This window comes from Streptomyces sp. NPDC058231 (assembly GCF_042882275.1).
Taxonomy (GTDB): Bacteria; Actinomycetota; Actinomycetes; order Streptomycetales; family Streptomycetaceae; genus Streptomyces.
Genome location: NZ_JBHVWN010000001.1, coordinates 221,579 through 238,311, shown reverse-complemented (window position 1 = coordinate 238,311; position 16,733 = coordinate 221,579). Strand labels below are relative to the sequence as shown.

Sequence of the window (16,733 nt, the reverse complement as noted above, 5' to 3'; positions counted from 1 at the left end):
TGCACTCTGGAGGTTATGGGACGCGGGCGGAGCTTTGCCGACCGGCGGCGGTGGCGGTCGAGCCATGCGTTGCTCGCCATTCCCCTCGCACTGATCGTGGTGATCACGGTCGTGGACATGCTGCTTCCCCAGGACATCCACCTCGGTCCGCTGCTGGTCATCGCGCCCGCGATCACCGCCTCGTTCGCCGGTCCCCGGCTGACCGGAATGATCGGGGCCCTGGCCGTCGTGGCGCAGGCATGCATCGGATGGCACTTCGGCGAGAATTTCTCCCGCAACGTGGTGGTGCAGGTCGTCGCGCTGGCGCTGCTGTCGTGCCTGATCGTGTTCTTCTGCGTGGTGCGTGAACGGCGCGAAGGGGAGCTCGCCCAGGTGCGGTCGGTCGCCGAGGCCGCACAGCACGTGCTCCTGTGGCCCATCCCGGACCGCATCGGTCCGCTGCGGACGGCCTGCCTGTACCTGGCCGCCGAGGACGAGGCCGAGATCGGCGGTGACCTGTACGCCGCCACCCGCACCGCAGACGGAGCCCGCGTGATGATCGGGGACGTACGGGGCAAGGGCCTGGCCGCCATCGGGGAGGCCGCACTGCTGCTCGGCGCCTTCCGTGAGGCCGCGCACCAGCACACTTCGCTGCCCGCCCTGGCCGATGCCCTGGACCAGAGCGTGGAGCGCTACCAGTCCGAGTTCTCCGAGCCGGAGGGCGAGGTGGGGGAGCGTTTCGTGACCGCCCTGCTGCTGGAGATCCCGGACGAGGGCCACATCACCCGGATGACCACCTGCGGCCACCCGGCGCCGCTGCTGCTCAGCCCGGGCCACTCCGTCACCGTCCCCAGCCTGCACCCCGCGCCCCCGTTGGGGCTCGGTGTGCCGGTCCGTGGCGACCACACGCTCGATGTGTTCACCTTCGAGGTCGGAGACACCCTCGTCCTGTACACCGACGGTGTCATCGAGGCGCGTGATCACGCCGGAGTCTTCTATCCGTTCGCGGAACGAGCCGCGCAGTGGACCGACTGCGACCCCAAGACGCTCCTGCACCACATCCGGCGGGACCTTCTCGCTCATGCCGGCGGGCGCCTCGGTGACGACGCCGCCCTCATCGCGATCCACCGGGCACCCCCGCATCACATGTTCCGCCACGGCAGCTGAACCCGGACCCGGCCGGCGGGCGCACGGCTTTTCGCAACCGGTCCTTGAACCTCCCGCGACGGGAGGTCCTAGCGTGAGCGACGTGATCGGGAAGGACGCCACCGTACGCCGGTGGAGCATCGGAGAACTGGCGGACGCGAGCGGGCTGACCGTGCGTGCGCTGTACCACTACGACGAGATCGGTCTGCTGAGTGCGAGCGAGCGCACCGCGTCGGGCCACCGCCGCTACACCGAAGGGGACCTGCGGAGGCTGTACCGGGTGCGGGCGCTGCGCTCCCTCGGGCTGTCTCTGGAGGAGATCGCGAGAGTGCTGGCGAACCGGCCGGACGATCCGGTGACGATGCGCGGGCTGCTGGCCGCCCAGCTTCGCAGCCTGGAGGAGCAGGCCGAGCACATCGGACGGATCACACACCGGATCCACGGGTTGATCGGCCGACTGGACGACGCGTCGATGCCCGATCCGGATCAGTTCATGACGACCTTGGAGATGATCTCGGTGTTCGAGACCGGTTTCACGCAGGAGCAGCGGGAACAACTGGCCGCGCGGAGGGCCGAACTCGGCTCCGAGGCCGTGGAGGAGGCCAAGGGCCGGTGGGCCGGGCTCGTCGAGCAGCTCCTGGGCCATGTGCGGGACGAGACCCCCGCCGACGATCCGCGGGTACAGGATCTGGCCCGCCGCTGGGACGAGCTGGGCGCCGCGTTCCATGCGGCCGGTGAACAGGGCGAGGGGACCAAGGCCGCGGCCCGGCGCATGTGGCAGGAGAACAGCGCCGGACTCGGCGGGAGCCTGCCCTGGCCCGCCGACCGGATGGCTGCCCTGGTCGCCTACCTGGAACGGGCACGGCAGGCCCGGTGACGAGCCGCTCCCCGGCGCCGGCGGCCGACGCCGGGGTGCGCAGGCCTCGGCCGGCCTGCCCACCCCCGGAGTGTCCGGATCAGAAGGCGATCATGACCTTCAGTGCTTCGCGCCGGTCCATCGCCCGGTAGCCGTCGGGCACCTCCTCCAAGGAGACGGTGCGGTCGAAGACCCGGCCCGGGTCGACGGCGCCGTCCAGGACGGCGGGCAGCAACTCGTCGATGTAGGCGCGCACCGGAGCCGGTCCGCCGGTCAGGGTGATGTTCGGACCGAAGAGGCTGCCGAACCCGACCGGTGCGTCCTCGTACTGCGGTACGCCCACCCGGCTGATCACACCGCCGGGACGGACGACGCCGACGGCCATCTCGTACGCCGGCATGTGACCGACGGCCTCCAGCACCGCACGTGTGCCGTGGCCGCCGGTCAGGTCCCGGAGCTTCGCGATGCCCTCCTCGCCACGCTCGGCGATCACGTCGGTGGCGCCGAAGAAGCGGCCGAGGTCGGTGCGGTCCTTGTGGCGGCCCATGAGGATGATCCGCTCGGCGCCGAGCTGCTTCGCGGAGAGCACGGCCAGCAGGCCGACGGCGCCGTCACCGATGACGGTGACCGTGTCGCCCTCGCGCACCCGGGCCTGCTTGGCGGCGTGGTAGCCGGTGCCGTAGACATCCGCCAGGGTCAGCAGCGACGGCAGCAGCGCCGAGTCCACCCCCGTGGGCAGCTTCACCAGCGTGCCCTGTGCCTGCGGGACGCGCACGGCCTCGGCCTGGGCGCCGCCGATGCCGCCGGCGCCGTACCACCCGCCCTTCGGACAGGAGGTGTGCAGGCCCTCCCGGCAGTACTCACAGGTGTTGTCCGCGAAGGCGAACGGGGAGACCACCAGGTCACCGCGGTTCAGGCCGGTCACCTCGGAGCCGAGCTCCTCGACGACGCCGATGAACTCGTGGCCCATCGGGGTGGGCCCGTCCGCGGCCGGCAGGCTGTGGAACGGGTGGAGGTCGCTGCCGCACACACAGGAGCGCACGGTGCGCACCACGGCGTCGGTCGGTTGCTCGATGACCGGGTCGGGTGCGTCCTCGACGCGTACATCGCCGGCTTCGTGCAGGATCGTTGCCCTCATGGGGACATCTCGCTCTCTGAATCAGTGATCAAGGGGGACGGGGCCTGCCACACCGTGCCCGGTCAGCGGTCCTGCGGGCAGCGCGCGCCCTCTCGCGGCCGGGCCCGTCGGGGTGTGGAGGAGGTGCCGGACGATGTGGTCGTCGACGCGGACATGCGTCCCGCCTCCGGAGGCGGGCGGCCGTGCAGGAACTAATGGCTGCGGGTGCGCGGGCCGCCGTACTGCTCGTCGGTGACCTTCTCCAGCCACGTGGTCTCGGGCCGCTCGTCACCCGCGCCCTCCCACATGGCCAGGTGTTGCATGAACCTCTCCGGCGTCGCGCCGTGCCAGTGCTCCTCGCCGGGCGGGCAGGTCACCGTCTCACCGGGGCGGGCCTCGAAGACCGTGCCGTCGCGGGTGCCGATCAGAGCGACGCCGTCGACCACGTGCAGGGTCTGCCCGACGACGTGGTGGTGCCACGCGGTACGGGCGCCCGGCGAGAAACGCACCATGTTGGCACGCATCCGGGACGGTTCCTGGCCGGCGCAGATGACGTCGAACCACACGTCCCCGGTGAACCAGTCGCCGGGGGCCTTCGTGGTCGGCCGGGGCTTGATGAACTCCATGTACTGTCCTTCTTCTTACGGGGCGCGGGGCGGGCGGCCCCGTGCCGTGGGGGCCGCTTCCGGCACGACACCATTCCTCTCACATTTCACCGGGTGTTCCGTGAAGAGGCTCGACGGGTCGGGCCGATTCGCTTCTCCCGGTGACTCGGATTCCAGGTTTGCACCCGTGTCCGCGCCCGCAAAGAGGAGATTTTCCTCCCGGGAGAGAAACATCCTGGGAGGAAATCCTCCCCCTCGGCGGCGGGGCGGCCGGTGCCACAATGGAGGCCATGAGTTCCGACGCACACCTCAACGAGCTGGGTGAGTTCCTCAAGGCCCGCCGGGCCGAACTCAGCCCGCGTACCGTCGGGCTGCCGCACGGTGCAGGCCCGCGCCGGGTCGCCGGGCTGCGGCGGGAAGAGGTCGCGCAGCTCGCGGCGATCTCCACCGACTACTACACACGCCTGGAGCAGGGACGCATGCAGGCCTCCGCCCCCGTCCTGGAGGCCATCGCCCGAGCCCTGCACCTCGACGACGACCAGCGCAACTACCTCTTCGGTCTCGCCGGAAAGGACATCGCGCGCCCCCGGCGCCGGGCACGGCAGAGGGTCCAGCCGCAATTGCGGCGGCTGCTGGACGACCTCACCGCCACTCCGGCCGTCGTCATGGGCCGGCGCATGGACGTCATCGCCTGGAATTCCCTCGCGGCCGCACTCGTCACCGACTTCGAGGAAATACCGGAAAAGCAGCGGAACTACGTCCGCATTCTCTTCACCGACCCGGCCATGCGGACGCTGTACGCGGACTGGGAGACCGTGGCCCGTACCTGCGTCGCCCAGTTGCGCATGGAGGCCGCGAAGTACCCGGACGATCCCCGCCTGACCGCGCTCGTGGGAGAGCTGTCCGTGCAGGACCCGCACTTCCGCCAGTGGTGGGCCGCCCACCACGTCGCCACCCTCAGCGTCGGAACCAAGACCCTCAACCATCCCGTCGCCGGCCGACTCGACCTGGACTGGGACACCCTCACCGCCAGCACCGACCCCGACCAGCAACTCGTCATCTGGACCGCCGAAGTCGGCACCCGCACCCACGACGGTCTGCGCATCCTGGCCTCCTGGGCCGCCGAGCAGCAGCGGCCGGCCGCCCCGGTCCACTGAACGGCACTGCCGCGTCACCGAGTCGGGGGCGGACGGGTGCGGGGCGGCCGTGCTCGCCGCGGGCGAACTCCAACGTCCTTGGTGCGCAACCGCGTTCACGCCCTCCGCCGTCCCAACGCTCGGGTAACATCGACGGCTCCGGGCGAGCGGCATGGGAGAAGGCGGGAATGGTCGCCAAGTACTTCGTCTCGCCACGTGGCGGCCGTCGCACCTACCCCGACATCACATCGGCTCTCTCCGCCGCGGCCGCACGGGGGCGGGCGGCGCTGATCGAGATCGCTCCCGGCCGCTACGAGGAGGCACTCACCGTCCGGGGCGAGGTGCGGCTGGCCGCGGTCGACGGCCCGGGATCCGTGCTGGTGAACCGGGCTCGGGGTGCCGTTCTCGACGCCTTCGGGTCGGTCTCCGTCCACGGCCTCGTACTGATCGGCCGTGAGGCCGACGTCGTCTCCTGCCGTACGGGAACGCTCACGCTCGAACACTCGGAGATCCGGGCGCACAACGGCGTCAGCCTGCACGCGAGGCCGAACACCGCCGTGACGCTGCGGGACAGTGCGATCCTGCACGGCCGTGTCCTCTTCGCCGGCTCCTCCGGGCTCGTCGAACGGTGCCGTTTCACCGACGCGGCGGACAACGCGGTCGCCGTGATCGAAGGAGCCCGCGTCTCGGTCCGCGACAGCTGGATCGGGGGCAGCAGGCTGCACGGCGTGCGCGTCAGCGACGCACAGGCCGAGATCTCCGGCTGCGAGCTGACCGGCACCGGAAAGGCAGCCGTCATGGCGGACACGCGCGCGGAACTCACCGTGACCGGCTGCGTGATCGGCGCCGTGCACGCAGAGGCGATCATGTTCATCGAGCAGTCCAGGGGCTCCGTCGACGGTACGCGCGTCACCGATGCACAACACGGGATCGGGGTGGCGAGCGGCGCCGACCCGGTGGTGCGCCGCAGCACGTTCACCGAGTGCCGCGACACCGGTATCAACGTCCAGACCTCGGGCCGCGGCAGATTCGAGGAGTGCGAGGTCGTCGCCGCCGGCAACGTCGCGGTGTTCTCGACCAAGGGCGGCGCTCCGGAGGTCCACGGCTGCCGCATCGCGCAGGGGAACGTCGGTATCGCCGTCACCGCCGCCGCCCGAGGGCGCTTCACCCGGATCGGGGTCGAGGATCTGACAGGCGTCGCCCTGCGGGTACTCGACGAGTCCCGGGCCGTGTTCGAGCAGGTCCGGGTGGAACGGTGCCCGTCCGGCCTGGAGACGCGGGGCAACGGGGGCACCGCGGCCGATGTCACCGACGCGGTGTTCCGCGACTTCGACATGTCCGCGGTGGAAGTCGTCGGCCAGTCCCGGGTCACGCTCAGAGGCGTGACGGCGGAGCGCGGGGGTGTGGGCTTCGGTGTCGGCGAGGACGGTCAGCTGTTCGTGCACGACTGCGACGTCAGAACGGTGAGCGCCGGTGGGGCCATCGGTTTCGGCAAGGCGAGGCTGGTCGCGAGGAACCTCACCGTGACCGGCTCGGAGGCATTCGGCCTCTGCGGGAAGGACTCCGCCTATCTGGACGTCGTGGAAAGCGAGTTCACCGACTGCGCGGCCGTGGGTGCCACCTTCCACGACGCGTGTGCCGGCCGGCTGGTGAACTGTTCCGTGAACGGAACGCAGGGCATGGCCGTGCAGCACAATGGCTACGTCGACCTGGTCTCGCTCAGCACGTCGCTGCCGGTCGTCAAGCAGATCACCAAGCCGGTCGAGCGACCGCCGACGATCGTCAACAACTTCTACGGCCCGGTTTTCAACGCTGCGGTCTACGGCGCTCAGCTGGCCTGGAACAACAACTCCGTGCAACAGCAGACCGACGAGGACGGTTCCGGCACATGAGCGATCCGCAGAACGTCAACAACTACGACGGGCCGGTGTTCAACGCCGCGGTCTCAGGCGCCCAGTTCGCCTGGAACAACGGCACGGTCACCCAGAACCAGCAGAACAACAGCGCGGTGACCCCGGGCTTCGAAGCGCTCGCCGAGCTGGTCGGCGCTTTGCTCCGGCAGCTGCCGCAGGCAGGCCTCGCCGATCACGACCGAGAGGACGCCGCAGCCGCGGCCGAAGAGGTCCTCGCGACGATCACCCAGCCGGGGCAGCCCGAGCAGGGCAGGCTCCGCCGCGCACTCGCCATGCTCAAGGGGGCGCTGGCCCCGGTCGCGACCGGAGTGGTGACCGGTACGGCGGTGGGCGCGCAGGAGTGGGCCCGGACCGCGATCGAAGGCCTGACCGCCCTCGTCTGATCAGCGGTCGCCCGGTCGTCACCGATGCGGCCGGTGCCGACGACGTCAGGCGGACCGCACCGGGTCGGCGGTGTCCCGCACAGCGGGATGCCGCCGCGGGCCGATCGGTCCGGAAGCCGGGCAGGGCCGCACAGGGCGATGCGCGGCCGGGCGGGGATCCGTGACGGCCCACCCGCCCACGGCGGGCGGGCCGATGCCACCGCACGCCCGACCGCCCCCTGTGCCCATGCCTACCTCAAGGCTGCGCGCGCGGCGGCGAGAATCTCCTCGGAGACGGGGAAGTCCCTGGTTGCCCGGGCCAGGGTCAGTGCGCCGATCATCGTGCACAGCCGGGTGATGCCGTCCTGGTCCTCGGTGGCGAGCCACCCGGCGAAGTCGCCCACACCCTCGGCGTAGACGCGGCGGGCCTCGCGGTCGCCGTGTCCCCGGGCCATGTCGGTGGCGAGCCCCGCGACGGGGCAGCCGTCCCCGGGGTCGTCGCGGTGCTGGACGGAGAGATAGGTGTCGATCAGCGCCTGCTGGGCGGCGTCCTGCTGCCCGGCATGGCGTTCGAGTCCCGCCGTGTGGAGCCGGGTGAGTCCGTCGAAGGCGTGCGCGGTGGCTTCGTCGATGAGCGCCTCCTTCGAGGCGAACTGCTTGTAGAAGCCGCCGTGGGTCAGGCCGGACGCCTTCATGAGGTCGGCGACGCTGACGTGTGTTCCGTGTTCCCGGATCAGCCGGGAGGCGGTTTCCACCACCCGCTCGCGGTTGTCCCTCGCCTGCGCCTGCGATACGCGGCCCATCGGCCACCTCCCTGTTGGATGTCGACTTGCATCTATCCTGGTCCTTGTTTAGATTGTAATCGTAATCTAATTGGCGGCCCTGAGTCGCCCGGAAAAAAAATGGAGCAGACATGGAGCTGAAGGATTCGGTAGCGGTGATCACCGGCGCCAACCGGGGGCTGGGGCGCCATCTGGCCACTCAGCTTCTGGAGCGTGGGGCGAAGGTGTACGCGGCGGCGCGCCGTCCCGAGACCGTGGACCTGGCCGGCGTCGTGCCGCTCCAGCTGGATGTGACCGACGAGGAGTCGGTCCGGGCCGCGGCCCGCATCGCGTCCGACGCGACGCTGCTGATCAACAACGCGGGGGTCTCCACCGGCACGACCCTGGTCACCGGTGACCTGGATGCGGTACGGCTGGAGATGGAGACGAACTTCTTCGGCCCGCTCGCCGTGACAAGGGCCTTCGCCCCGGTCGTCGAGCGCAACGGTGGCGGCGCCGTGCTCAACGTCCTGTCCGTGCTCTCCTGGCTGCACCCGGCCGGGCTCGGGTCCTATGCGGCGAGCAAGGCCGCTGCCTGGGCGCAGACCGACGCCGTCCGCGAGGAGCTGGCTCCGCGCGGCATCGTCGTCTCCGCACTGCACGTCGGATACATGGACACCGACATGGCCGCCGCTGTTCCCGCCGAGCAGAAGACCGACCCCGCCGATGTCGCCGCCCAGGCCCTGGACGGTATCGAGAAGGGCCTGCCCGAAATCGTCGCCGACGAGCTCACCCGCCAGGTCAAGCAGGGCCTGGCCACGTCGCCGAACCCGGTCTGAGGTGCCGCCCCGTCGCGACGGAGCCCGCCGGTGCGAGTGGGCGGAACATTTCTGCCCACCGACCGGATCTGCCCATCGACCGGATCGCCGCCGACCGGATCGCCGCCGACCGTTCCTTCTGTCCGGGCAAACAGAGGAGAAGCCGGCAAACGGCCGGCGGCGGTCGGTAGCGACCGGAGTCAGACGCACGAGGTGTGTCCCGTCCCTTCCGGCGGCTCAGGGTGGCCGAGGCCACCCTGAGGACCCGTCACTTCCGCCAGAACAGGTGGTGCGTCACCCCGCCAGGGCTGGGAACGACATCCAGGTGGAACCGGTCGAGCAGCTCATCGGGGGACTCCCAGAGTCGTACTCCGGACCCGAGCTTCACCGGCGAGACCGCCACGTGCAGGGTGTCGACGAGGTCGGCGTCGAGGAACTGCCGGATGGTGGTGGCCCCGCCGCCGAGCCGGACGTCCTTGCCCTGCGCCGCCGCCCGGGCCTGCTCGAGGACCTCGGCGGGGTCGCCGTCGACGAAGTGGAACGTGGTGTCGGAAAGCGTGAGCGAAGGACGCTTGTGGTGTGTCAGGACGAACACCGGGGTGCGGAACGGAGGCTCGTCACCCCACCAGCCCTGCCACTCATGGTTGTGCCAGGGCCCGCGCTGAGGCCCGAACTTGTTGCGACCCATGATCTCGGCGCCGATGTTGCGCGCGTAGTCCCGTGTGAAGTAGTCGTCCAGGCCCCGGCTCCCTCCGGGATCGGTGCGCATGGGCCAGCTCGCCGTGGCGCCGGCCCAGGAGAACAGTCTCTCGGGATCGACATGACCGAACGGCCTCTCGAGGGTCTGGTCCTCACCGGCGCCGATTCCGTCGCTTGAGACGTTGAAGTTCTGGACTCGTAGTAGTTGGGGCATGTGTTCCTCCTGTGTTGTCGGCAATGGTGATGAGACCTGCCGGGCCGGGGAATCTCATCGCTCGTCCGTGACCGGTCAGGATTGGGCTGCCTGCTGTCCTGATCCGTGGGGTTTGCGCGGTTGCACTGAGGTCGGACAAGCCGACCAGGGTCTCGTCCGCGTTGTGGCAGCGGTCGCGGAAGAGGTCGGCGCCGGCGTCCTCCTGGGACCGTCCCGTCATCGGACGGCGAGCGGTCGCCAGGGGTTCGCGCTGCAACCGCCGGCTCGCCACCCACGTGCGGAAAGGGCGGCCTTGCCCGGATTCGCGCGGCTGGCGGCTGACAAGTCCGTGCCATGGCAAGGACTTGCCTTCATCAGGCCTTCTCGTCGGCGTCACCGGCCGATAGACCCATGGCATGTTCTCTCCTTCACTCTCTTCCGCCTTCCGGCGCAGACGCTGGCAGCTGCTCTCGGCCGCCACCGTGGTGCCGCTGTTGGCGTCCGGGCTCGCAGTTCTGCAAGAGCCCGCGCAAGCCGCTCCGAGCAAACCCACCGTTCCTGCCAAGCCCTCGGCGACCCACAAGGTCACCCTGGTCACCGGCGACGTCGTCACGGTCACCACGATGGCCGACGGCAAGCAGACCGCCGACGTCGACCGGCCGGACAACGCCGTCGGCGGCGTGAAGATCCAGGAGATCAAGGGTGACCTGTTCGTCGTCCCGGACGAGGCGGCGCCGCTGCTGGGCGCGCACGAACTGGACCGGCGACTGTTCAACGTCACCGACCTGATCGAGATGGGCTACGACGACGCGAAGTCGGCCGCGGTGCCGCTGATCGCGACGTACGCCCAGCCGAAGTCCCGCTCGGCCGTCGAGCCGACGGCCCCCCGCGGCAGCAAGCTGACCCGCAAGCTCAAGGGCATCCGCGGCGCCGCACTCAGCACCGAGAAGCGGCAGGCCCGCACCTTCTGGACCACCGTCGCGCCGCAGGGCAGCGCGAAGTTGGGCGCGGGTGTGGCGAAGCTGTGGCTCGACGGTCGCGTGAAGGTCAACCTGAAGGAGAGCGTGCCGCTGATCGGCGCGCCCGAGGCCTGGGCGGCCGGCTACACCGGCAAGGGCGTCAAGGTCGCGGTGCTCGATACCGGCATCGACGTCAACCACCCCGACTTCGACGGCGTGATCGACGGCACGACCAGCTTCGTGCCGGGTGAGGGCGTCACCGACGTCAACGGGCACGGCACGCATGTGGCCAGCACGATCGTCGGCTCCGGCGCCGCCTCCGGCGGCGACTACAAGGGCGTCGCCCCCGGCGCCGACCTGTTCGTCGGCAAGGTGCTCGGCGGCGCGGAGGGCTACGGCCAGGACTCCTGGGTCATGGCCGGCATGCAGTGGGCCGCCGAGTCCGGTGCGGACGTCGTCAACATGAGCCTCGGCGACTCCTACCCGACGGACGGCAGCGACCCGATGTCGCAGGCGGTCGACGCGCTGTCCGCGCAGTACGGCACTCTGTTCGTCATCGCCGCCGGCAACGCGGGCCCGGAGAGCATCTCCGCCCCGGGCGCGGCCGCCTCGGCGCTGACCGTGGCCGCCACTGACAAGCAGGACCAGCTCGCGTCCTTCTCCAGCACCGGCCCGCTGGCCGGCTCCGGCGGCATGAAGCCGGACATCGCGGCGCCCGGCGTGGACATCACCGCGGCCCGCTCGCAGGAGATGACCGACGGTGGCGAGGGCCTCTACCGCACCCTCAGCGGTACCTCGATGGCCACCCCGCACGTGGTCGGCGCGGCGGCGATCCTGGCGCAGCAGCACCCGGACTGGACCGGCGCGCAGCTCAAGGAACACCTGATGAGCACCGCGAAGGGCCTGGACAGCGGGTACTCGCCGTACGAGGTCGGCACCGGCCGTGTCGACGTGGCAGCCGCCGTGCGCACCACGGTGCGCGGCACCGGATCGCTCTTCTTCGGCAACTACACATGGCCGCACGAGCCGACCGACGTTGCCGTCACGAAGGACCTGACCTTCACCAACACCGGTTCCGCCGACGTCACGCTGAACCTGGCGCTGACCGACGACGGCGGCCCGTTCACGCTGGGAGACACCACGGTGACCGTCCCGGCGGGCGGCACCGCCGCCGTCCCGGTGACCGGTGACCCGCAAGCCGCCTCGGCAGGCCGGCACGTCGGCTACGTGATCGGCACCGACGCGGCCACCGGGAAGCCGGTGACCCGCACGTCCGTCGCGCTGCTCAAGGAGGAGGAGCGCTACGACCTGAACATCAAGCTGGTCGGCCGGGACGGCAAGCCCGCCGCGGGCTGGGTCACGGTCAACCTGGCCGGCGACCTCTGGCCGTGGAATGTCTACGTCGACGGCTCGACCACCATGCGCATGGCGCCCGGCCTGTACACCGTCGCGGCGTACGTCGACGTGGCCGGCGAGAAGGCGGACCGCTCGGGTCTGGCCGTGCTGGTCGACCCGGAGACCGTGCTCAAGGACGGCTCCGTTGACGTGGTGCTCGACGCGAGCAAGGCACGCCTGCTGCAGACCGAGGCGCCGCAGCGCACCGAGGACCGCCAGCGCAAGGTCGACTTCAACGTCCACTACAAGGGCCAAGACCCGTACACGGACTACCGCAGCGCGTACGTGCTGCCGCCGTCGTACGACGACGTCTACGTCGCGCCGACGGAGCCGATGAAGCAGGGCGAGTTCATGCTGACCACCCGCTGGCGCAAGGGCGAACCGCAGCTCAGCCTGAGCACGCTGGGCGGTCGGCTCCGCTTCGAGACACTGGTGCAGGCGGGCAGCGCGCTGGGCACCGCCACGGACAAGCTGGACGCCGTCTACGCGGGCAACGGCGCGGCGGCCGAATACAAGACGGTGAAGGCCAAGGGCAAGGTCGTCGTCATCAAGCGCAGCGACGAAGTCTCGCCGGAGGAGCGCACCGAGGCCGCGGCCGCGGCCGGTGCGAAGGGGCTGATCGTGGTCAACGACGGTGTCGGTGCCCTGATGGAGTACGTCGGCGAGTCGACCATCCCGGTCGCCACCGTGCACCGCGACGCGGGCAGGACCCTTGTCTCGATGGCCAAGACCGGCTTCTTGAAGCTGACCGCGAAGCAGACCGAGTACACGCCGTTCGTCTACGACCTGACCCGGGAATACCCCGGCCAGGTGCCGGACCGGGCCCTGGTCTACAAGCCGACCAAGGGTGACCTCGCCCGGATCGATGCCCGCTACTACTCGGCCACGGACGGCGGGTTGGCGGAAGGTTACCGGTCCGACTTCACCCTCAGCCCGTCGTTCAACCTCCCCGAAGCCGAGTGGCACCCGGGCACCCGCACCGAATGGGTGACCCCGGGCCAGGTCTGGAGGGAGTTCCATGCGCAGGGCGTCGACGGAGACCTGCCGTGGGTGATGGTGTCGGGCGACAACACGTATGCCAAGGGCAGCACCACCCGTCTGGACTGGTTCGCTCCGGCGACCCGGCCCGGCCAGGGCGAGTCCTTCGGCGTGTACAACTCCCGCTGGCAGAACTACATGACCTGGAACGTGCAGGCATGGGCCTCCGCCAGCGACAACATGCGGCTGGGCGGCTTCCTGGACTGGGGTGAGACGCCGACCCACCTGCAGGTCTTCCAGGGCGACAAGCTGATCCACGACAACCCGAACAGCACCGACATGCAGTGGGTCGAGGTGCCGGCGGGCAACTTGCCCTACCGCGCCGTCCTCGACGCGGAGCGGCCCGGTGACGTGTTCCGGCTGTCGACACGCACCCACACCGAGTGGACGTTCATGTCCGACACCGTCGACTCGGACTTCTTCGAGCGGTTCTCGGTGCTGAACCTGAACTACAAGCTGGAGTCGGACCTGCACGGCGACGTCAAGGCCGATGCGACCCAGAAGATCGCGCTCAAGCCGGTGTCGATGGACCTCGGCACCGTGCCGGGCAACGTCACCAGGGTGAAGCTGGACGTCTCGTACGACGACGGTGCCACCTGGCAGAAGGTGACCCTGGCCAAGGGCGCCCACGGCTACTGGACGGGTTCGTTCAGGACGGCGAAGAAGCGCGGCGGCTTCCTCTCGGTCCGCGCGAGCGCCGAGAAGGACAGCGGCTTCAGCGTCAAGAACGAGATCATCCGGGCATACGGCCTGCGATGAACCGCACCGTCGGGCCCCGGGGAGGCGACTCCCCGGGGCCCTTCCCGTCACACCTGCTCCCAGCAGGGACTATTCAGGGTCTGCCGCCATGGCGCATACTCTCCCCGCTGCGGCAAGCGGAAGAGAGTCGGTCGCCGATGCTGGATGTTCTGGGCCTCGAACCCGATGACGAGCGCGTCTACCGGACTCTGCTCGGAAGGCCGAACTCCACCGCGATGCTGCTGGCGGATCTGCTCGTCCTATCGCAGGACGACGTCGACAAGGCCTTGTCCCGCCTGGTCGGGTGGGGACTGGTGATCAGGTCGGCGGACGAGCAGTTCACGGCCGCGCCGCCGGCCATGGCGCTCGGCGCTCTCATCGGCCAGCGCCGGGACGGGCTGCGCATGGCCGAGCAGGCACTGGTGACCTTCGCCGAGGAACACCGGGCGGCGATGACCGGGAGCAGCATCAACGATCTCATCGAGGTCGTCACGGGCGTCGACGCCATCCGCCATCGCTTCCTGCAGGTGCAGCAGGCAGCCCGCACGGAGGTCCGCAGCTTCATCACCGCACCGTTCCTCGCCGTGCCGCCGGACGAGAACACGGCCGAACCCGTGGCCATCGGCCGCGGCGTGCGCTTCCGGGCGGTCCTGGACCGGGCCGTGCTGGCAGAGCCGGGCATCATCACCGATGCGATCGATTCACTGCGCAACGGCGTGCAACTGCGTGTCGCCGACCAGCTGCCGATGAAGCTCGTGCTGGCCGACGCCGACCTCGGCCTCGTCCCGCTCGCGGTCACCCCGGCCGGAGAGCCGGGCGCCGTGCTGCTGCACCGCAGCGGCCTGTTGGACGCGCTGGACGCGCTGTTCGAGACGGTCTGGCGCACCGCCCACCCGCTCGAGCTGTCGGGCGCCGGCGGAGAAGCCGAATCCACCGTCGAGCTCGGTGCGGAAGGCCCGACCGACCTCGACCGGAGGATCCTCGCGCTCCTGCTGGCCGGCCTGACCGACCCGACGGCCGCGACACAGCTCGGCCTGTCACCGCGCACCCTGCACCGACGTCTGCGCCATCTCATGGACATAGCCGGGGTCCGGACCCGGATGCAGCTCGGCGGTCACGCCGTCCGACACGGCTGGGTGGAGTCACGCTGACGGTTCCTGTGCCGTTCGGAGAGGCGACTGTGCGCCGCACTCCGGCACGACCCCGGCCTGGACGATCACCTCTGCCATCAGAGGTCACTTCCTGGTCGCAGGTCCGCCGTCGACCACTGCCCCGGGCACGCGCACACCGGGATGCCGCACCACCCCGGTCCGGCGTGGTGCGGCGAGATCGTAGGCTCTGTGCATGGTGGGTATGCAACCGCGCGGGACAGTACGGGGACCGGGGCGACCGAGGGAGGAGCGGGTCACCGGGGCCGTCCTCAATGCGGTCGTCGGCCTGGTCACCGAGCAGGGGATCGGGGCGGTCACGATGGATGCCGTGGCGGCGCGGGCCGGGGTGAGCAAGCCCGCCATCTACCGGCGATGGCCCACCAAACAGGATCTGATCATCGCCGCCGCGGAGAGCCGCATCGGCGTCCTGTCAGTGCCTGATCTCGGCGACTTCCGTGCCGAGCTGCACTTCGTACTCACCGCTCGTCTGGAGGCCTACCGGCTGCCCGGGTCGGACCGGCTGATCGCGGGCCTGATCGGAGCGGCGGCCGAGACGGGCGCGGTACGGGGTCAGTACGCGGAATACACCGAGCGGATCACGAGCGAGACGAGGCGCATCCTCGAGCGCGGGATCGCCCGCGGCGACGTGCGGCCCGGCACCGATGTCCGGGCCGCGGCCACCTTGGTGGCGGCACCGCTGCTGTTCCGGCTGATCGGCGAGCAGGAGATGCCCGACTCCGGGCTCGTGGACACCCTGGTGGATCTTGTGGCGCGCGCTGTCGGATCGGCGTCCTGACCGCGTCGACCGCGCCGGGCACCCTCGTTTCACATCGACGCTGTCAAGCCCTTGCCACACCATGCCCGAATAACGATACTGCCAGGAACGAAATACCGATCGTCGCCTCGGAGCAGCCATGGACAGCGTCGTCACCACCCCCGCCCCCGCCCTCGACAAGCCCCTGATGCACTACGGGAAGCGCGTGCTGGAGCGCACCGCGCCGGGCGGGGACCAGGTCGAGTACCAGCACCTGGGCATCCGTCCGCTCACCCCGCACATCGGCGCCGAGATCGACGGCGTCGATCTCTCCCGGCCGCTCGGCGAGGACCTCGCACGGGAGCTCAAGCAGGCCCTGCTGGAGTGGAAGGTGATCTTCTTCCGCGACCAGCACGCCTTCGACCCGCAGTCCCAACTCGCGCTCTCCGCCCTGTGGGGCGAGCCGGAGCCCAACCCCTTCTTCCCCAAGGGCGACACCGCCGGCGTCTCCCGGCTGGCCAAGGACGCCATGGCCATCGGCAACGAGAACATCTGGCACAGCGACCACTCCTTCATGGCCGCCCCCGCCCTGGGTTCGATCCTGCGCGCCGTCGAGGTCCCGCCCGCGGGCGGCGACACCCAGTGGGCCGACATGGCTGCCGCGTACGACAACCTCTCGGCGCAGACGCAGGCCCGTATCGAGGGGCTCACCGCTGTGCACGACTGGGTGCCCAGCTGGGGGGCGATGATGACGGAGAGCCAGATCGCCGCCTTCCGGGACACCCTGCCGCCCGTCGAGCACCCGGTGGTCGTCCGCCACCCGCGCACCGGCCGCAAGCTGCTCTACGTCAACGAGCCCTTCACCACCCGGATCGTCGGCCTCTCGGACAGCGAGAGCCGCGACCTGCTCGACGAGCTCGTCCTGCAGGCCCGTATCCCCGAGTACCAGGTGCGCTTCCGCTGGCAGCCGGGCTCCGTCGCGATCTGGGACAACATCGCCACCCAGCACTACGCGATCAACGACTACTACCCGCAGCGCCGTGTCATGGAGCGCATCGCGATCGCCGGCGTCCCGCTCTCCTGAGCGGCGCCGGACCGTACGCCCACGGGCGA

Annotated in this window: 14 protein-coding genes; 10 read left to right on the top strand and 4 right to left on the bottom strand. The window is 70.2% G+C overall.

The window, feature by feature from the left end; translation table 11 throughout:
* Positions 1 to 15 precede the first annotated feature (15 nt).
* Both ACFVXE_RS00960 and ACFVXE_RS00955 read left to right on the top strand, forming a co-directional pair.
* Positions 16 to 1,146: a PP2C family protein-serine/threonine phosphatase gene (locus ACFVXE_RS00960; protein ID WP_389667876.1), complete on the top strand. Its 1,131-nt coding sequence runs from the start codon at positions 16 to 18 to the stop codon at positions 1,144 to 1,146.
* 73 nt (positions 1,147 to 1,219) lie between these two features.
* Positions 1,220 to 2,002, top strand: a complete 783-nt coding sequence (locus tag ACFVXE_RS00955; protein ID WP_389667874.1) for a MerR family transcriptional regulator — start codon at positions 1,220 to 1,222, stop codon at positions 2,000 to 2,002.
* 79 nt (positions 2,003 to 2,081) lie between these two features.
* On the opposite strand, the gene ACFVXE_RS00950 is transcribed toward ACFVXE_RS00955, so the two are convergent.
* Together ACFVXE_RS00950 and ACFVXE_RS00945 are read right to left on the bottom strand one after the other, a co-directional pair.
* Positions 2,082 to 3,119: an alcohol dehydrogenase catalytic domain-containing protein gene (locus ACFVXE_RS00950; protein WP_389667872.1), complete on the bottom strand. Its 1,038-nt coding sequence runs from the start codon at positions 3,117 to 3,119 to the stop codon at positions 2,082 to 2,084.
* A 191-nt stretch (positions 3,120 to 3,310) separates the two neighbouring features.
* Entirely contained in the window at positions 3,311 to 3,724 is a 414-nt protein-coding gene (locus ACFVXE_RS00945; protein WP_389667870.1) for a cupin domain-containing protein, read from the bottom strand.
* Between the two features lie 269 nt (positions 3,725 to 3,993).
* Between ACFVXE_RS00945 and ACFVXE_RS00940 the strand changes: the two genes are divergently transcribed.
* The 3 genes from ACFVXE_RS00940 to ACFVXE_RS00930 all read left to right on the top strand — a co-directional run bounded on the left by ACFVXE_RS00940 (position 3,994) and on the right by ACFVXE_RS00930 (position 7,135).
* On the top strand, positions 3,994 to 4,860 hold the full coding sequence (locus ACFVXE_RS00940; protein WP_389667868.1) for a helix-turn-helix domain-containing protein: 867 nt from the start codon (positions 3,994 to 3,996) through the stop codon (positions 4,858 to 4,860).
* Positions 4,861 to 5,027: 167 nt separating this feature from the next.
* Positions 5,028 to 6,731, top strand: coding sequence for a right-handed parallel beta-helix repeat-containing protein (locus ACFVXE_RS00935; RefSeq protein ID WP_389667867.1), 1,704 nt, complete (start codon positions 5,028 to 5,030; stop codon positions 6,729 to 6,731).
* On the top strand, positions 6,728 to 7,135 hold the full coding sequence (locus ACFVXE_RS00930; protein WP_389667865.1) for a hypothetical protein: 408 nt from the start codon (positions 6,728 to 6,730) through the stop codon (positions 7,133 to 7,135). Before ACFVXE_RS00935 ends, ACFVXE_RS00930 begins: the two co-directional genes overlap by 4 nt.
* Before the next feature lie 230 nt (positions 7,136 to 7,365).
* On the opposite strand, the gene ACFVXE_RS00925 is transcribed toward ACFVXE_RS00930, so the two are convergent.
* Positions 7,366 to 7,917 carry a TetR/AcrR family transcriptional regulator gene (locus tag ACFVXE_RS00925; RefSeq protein ID WP_389667863.1) on the bottom strand — a complete coding sequence of 184 codons (552 nt, stop codon included), beginning with the start codon at positions 7,915 to 7,917 and terminating at the stop codon, positions 7,366 to 7,368.
* Positions 7,918 to 8,027: 110 nt separating this feature from the next.
* On the opposite strand from ACFVXE_RS00925, the gene ACFVXE_RS00920 reads away from it, so the two are divergent.
* Positions 8,028 to 8,714: an SDR family oxidoreductase gene (locus ACFVXE_RS00920; protein ID WP_389667861.1), complete on the top strand. Its 687-nt coding sequence runs from the start codon at positions 8,028 to 8,030 to the stop codon at positions 8,712 to 8,714.
* Between the two features lie 247 nt (positions 8,715 to 8,961).
* On the opposite strand, the gene ACFVXE_RS00915 is transcribed toward ACFVXE_RS00920, so the two are convergent.
* Positions 8,962 to 9,606, bottom strand: coding sequence for a dihydrofolate reductase family protein (locus tag ACFVXE_RS00915; RefSeq protein ID WP_389667859.1), 645 nt, complete (start codon positions 9,604 to 9,606; stop codon positions 8,962 to 8,964).
* Positions 9,607 to 10,001: 395 nt separating this feature from the next.
* Here ACFVXE_RS00915 and ACFVXE_RS00910 point away from each other — a divergent pair, with 395 nt between their 5' ends.
* The 4 genes from ACFVXE_RS00910 (at position 10,002) to ACFVXE_RS00895 (ending at position 16,704) form a co-directional block, all read left to right on the top strand.
* Entirely contained in the window at positions 10,002 to 13,736 is a 3,735-nt protein-coding gene (locus ACFVXE_RS00910; RefSeq protein ID WP_389667857.1) for a S8 family serine peptidase, read from the top strand.
* 137 nt (positions 13,737 to 13,873) lie between these two features.
* Entirely contained in the window at positions 13,874 to 14,866 is a 993-nt protein-coding gene (locus ACFVXE_RS00905; RefSeq protein WP_389667855.1) for a transcriptional regulator TrmB, read from the top strand.
* A 193-nt stretch (positions 14,867 to 15,059) separates the two neighbouring features.
* Positions 15,060 to 15,662: a TetR/AcrR family transcriptional regulator gene (locus ACFVXE_RS00900; RefSeq protein WP_389667853.1), complete on the top strand. Its 603-nt coding sequence runs from the start codon at positions 15,060 to 15,062 to the stop codon at positions 15,660 to 15,662.
* 118 nt (positions 15,663 to 15,780) lie between these two features.
* Positions 15,781 to 16,704 (top strand): TauD/TfdA dioxygenase family protein, encoded by a 924-nt coding sequence (locus tag ACFVXE_RS00895; RefSeq protein ID WP_389667851.1) that lies wholly within the window; start codon positions 15,781 to 15,783, stop codon positions 16,702 to 16,704.
* Positions 16,705 to 16,733: the final 29 nt, after the last annotated feature.

Excerpts from the sequence above, each read along its gene's own strand:
- ACFVXE_RS00960 (WP_389667876.1), top strand. The coding sequence starts at position 16 with ATGGGACGCGGGCGGAGCTTTGCCGACCGGCGGCGGTGGCGGTCGAGC.
- ACFVXE_RS00950 (WP_389667872.1), bottom strand. The coding sequence starts at position 3,119 with ATGAGGGCAACGATCCTGCACGAAGCCGGCGATGTACGCGTCGAGGAC.
- ACFVXE_RS00945 (WP_389667870.1), bottom strand. The coding sequence starts at position 3,724 with ATGGAGTTCATCAAGCCCCGGCCGACCACGAAGGCCCCCGGCGACTGG.
- ACFVXE_RS00940 (WP_389667868.1), top strand. The coding sequence starts at position 3,994 with ATGAGTTCCGACGCACACCTCAACGAGCTGGGTGAGTTCCTCAAGGCC.
- ACFVXE_RS00935 (WP_389667867.1), top strand. The coding sequence starts at position 5,028 with ATGGTCGCCAAGTACTTCGTCTCGCCACGTGGCGGCCGTCGCACCTAC.
- ACFVXE_RS00930 (WP_389667865.1), top strand. The coding sequence starts at position 6,728 with ATGAGCGATCCGCAGAACGTCAACAACTACGACGGGCCGGTGTTCAAC.
- ACFVXE_RS00925 (WP_389667863.1), bottom strand. The coding sequence starts at position 7,917 with ATGGGCCGCGTATCGCAGGCGCAGGCGAGGGACAACCGCGAGCGGGTG.
- ACFVXE_RS00920 (WP_389667861.1), top strand. The coding sequence starts at position 8,028 with ATGGAGCTGAAGGATTCGGTAGCGGTGATCACCGGCGCCAACCGGGGG.
- ACFVXE_RS00915 (WP_389667859.1), bottom strand. The coding sequence starts at position 9,606 with ATGCCCCAACTACTACGAGTCCAGAACTTCAACGTCTCAAGCGACGGA.
- ACFVXE_RS00910 (WP_389667857.1), top strand. The coding sequence starts at position 10,002 with ATGTTCTCTCCTTCACTCTCTTCCGCCTTCCGGCGCAGACGCTGGCAG.
- ACFVXE_RS00905 (WP_389667855.1), top strand. The coding sequence starts at position 13,874 with ATGCTGGATGTTCTGGGCCTCGAACCCGATGACGAGCGCGTCTACCGG.
- ACFVXE_RS00900 (WP_389667853.1), top strand. The coding sequence starts at position 15,060 with ATGGTGGGTATGCAACCGCGCGGGACAGTACGGGGACCGGGGCGACCG.
- ACFVXE_RS00895 (WP_389667851.1), top strand. The coding sequence starts at position 15,781 with ATGGACAGCGTCGTCACCACCCCCGCCCCCGCCCTCGACAAGCCCCTG.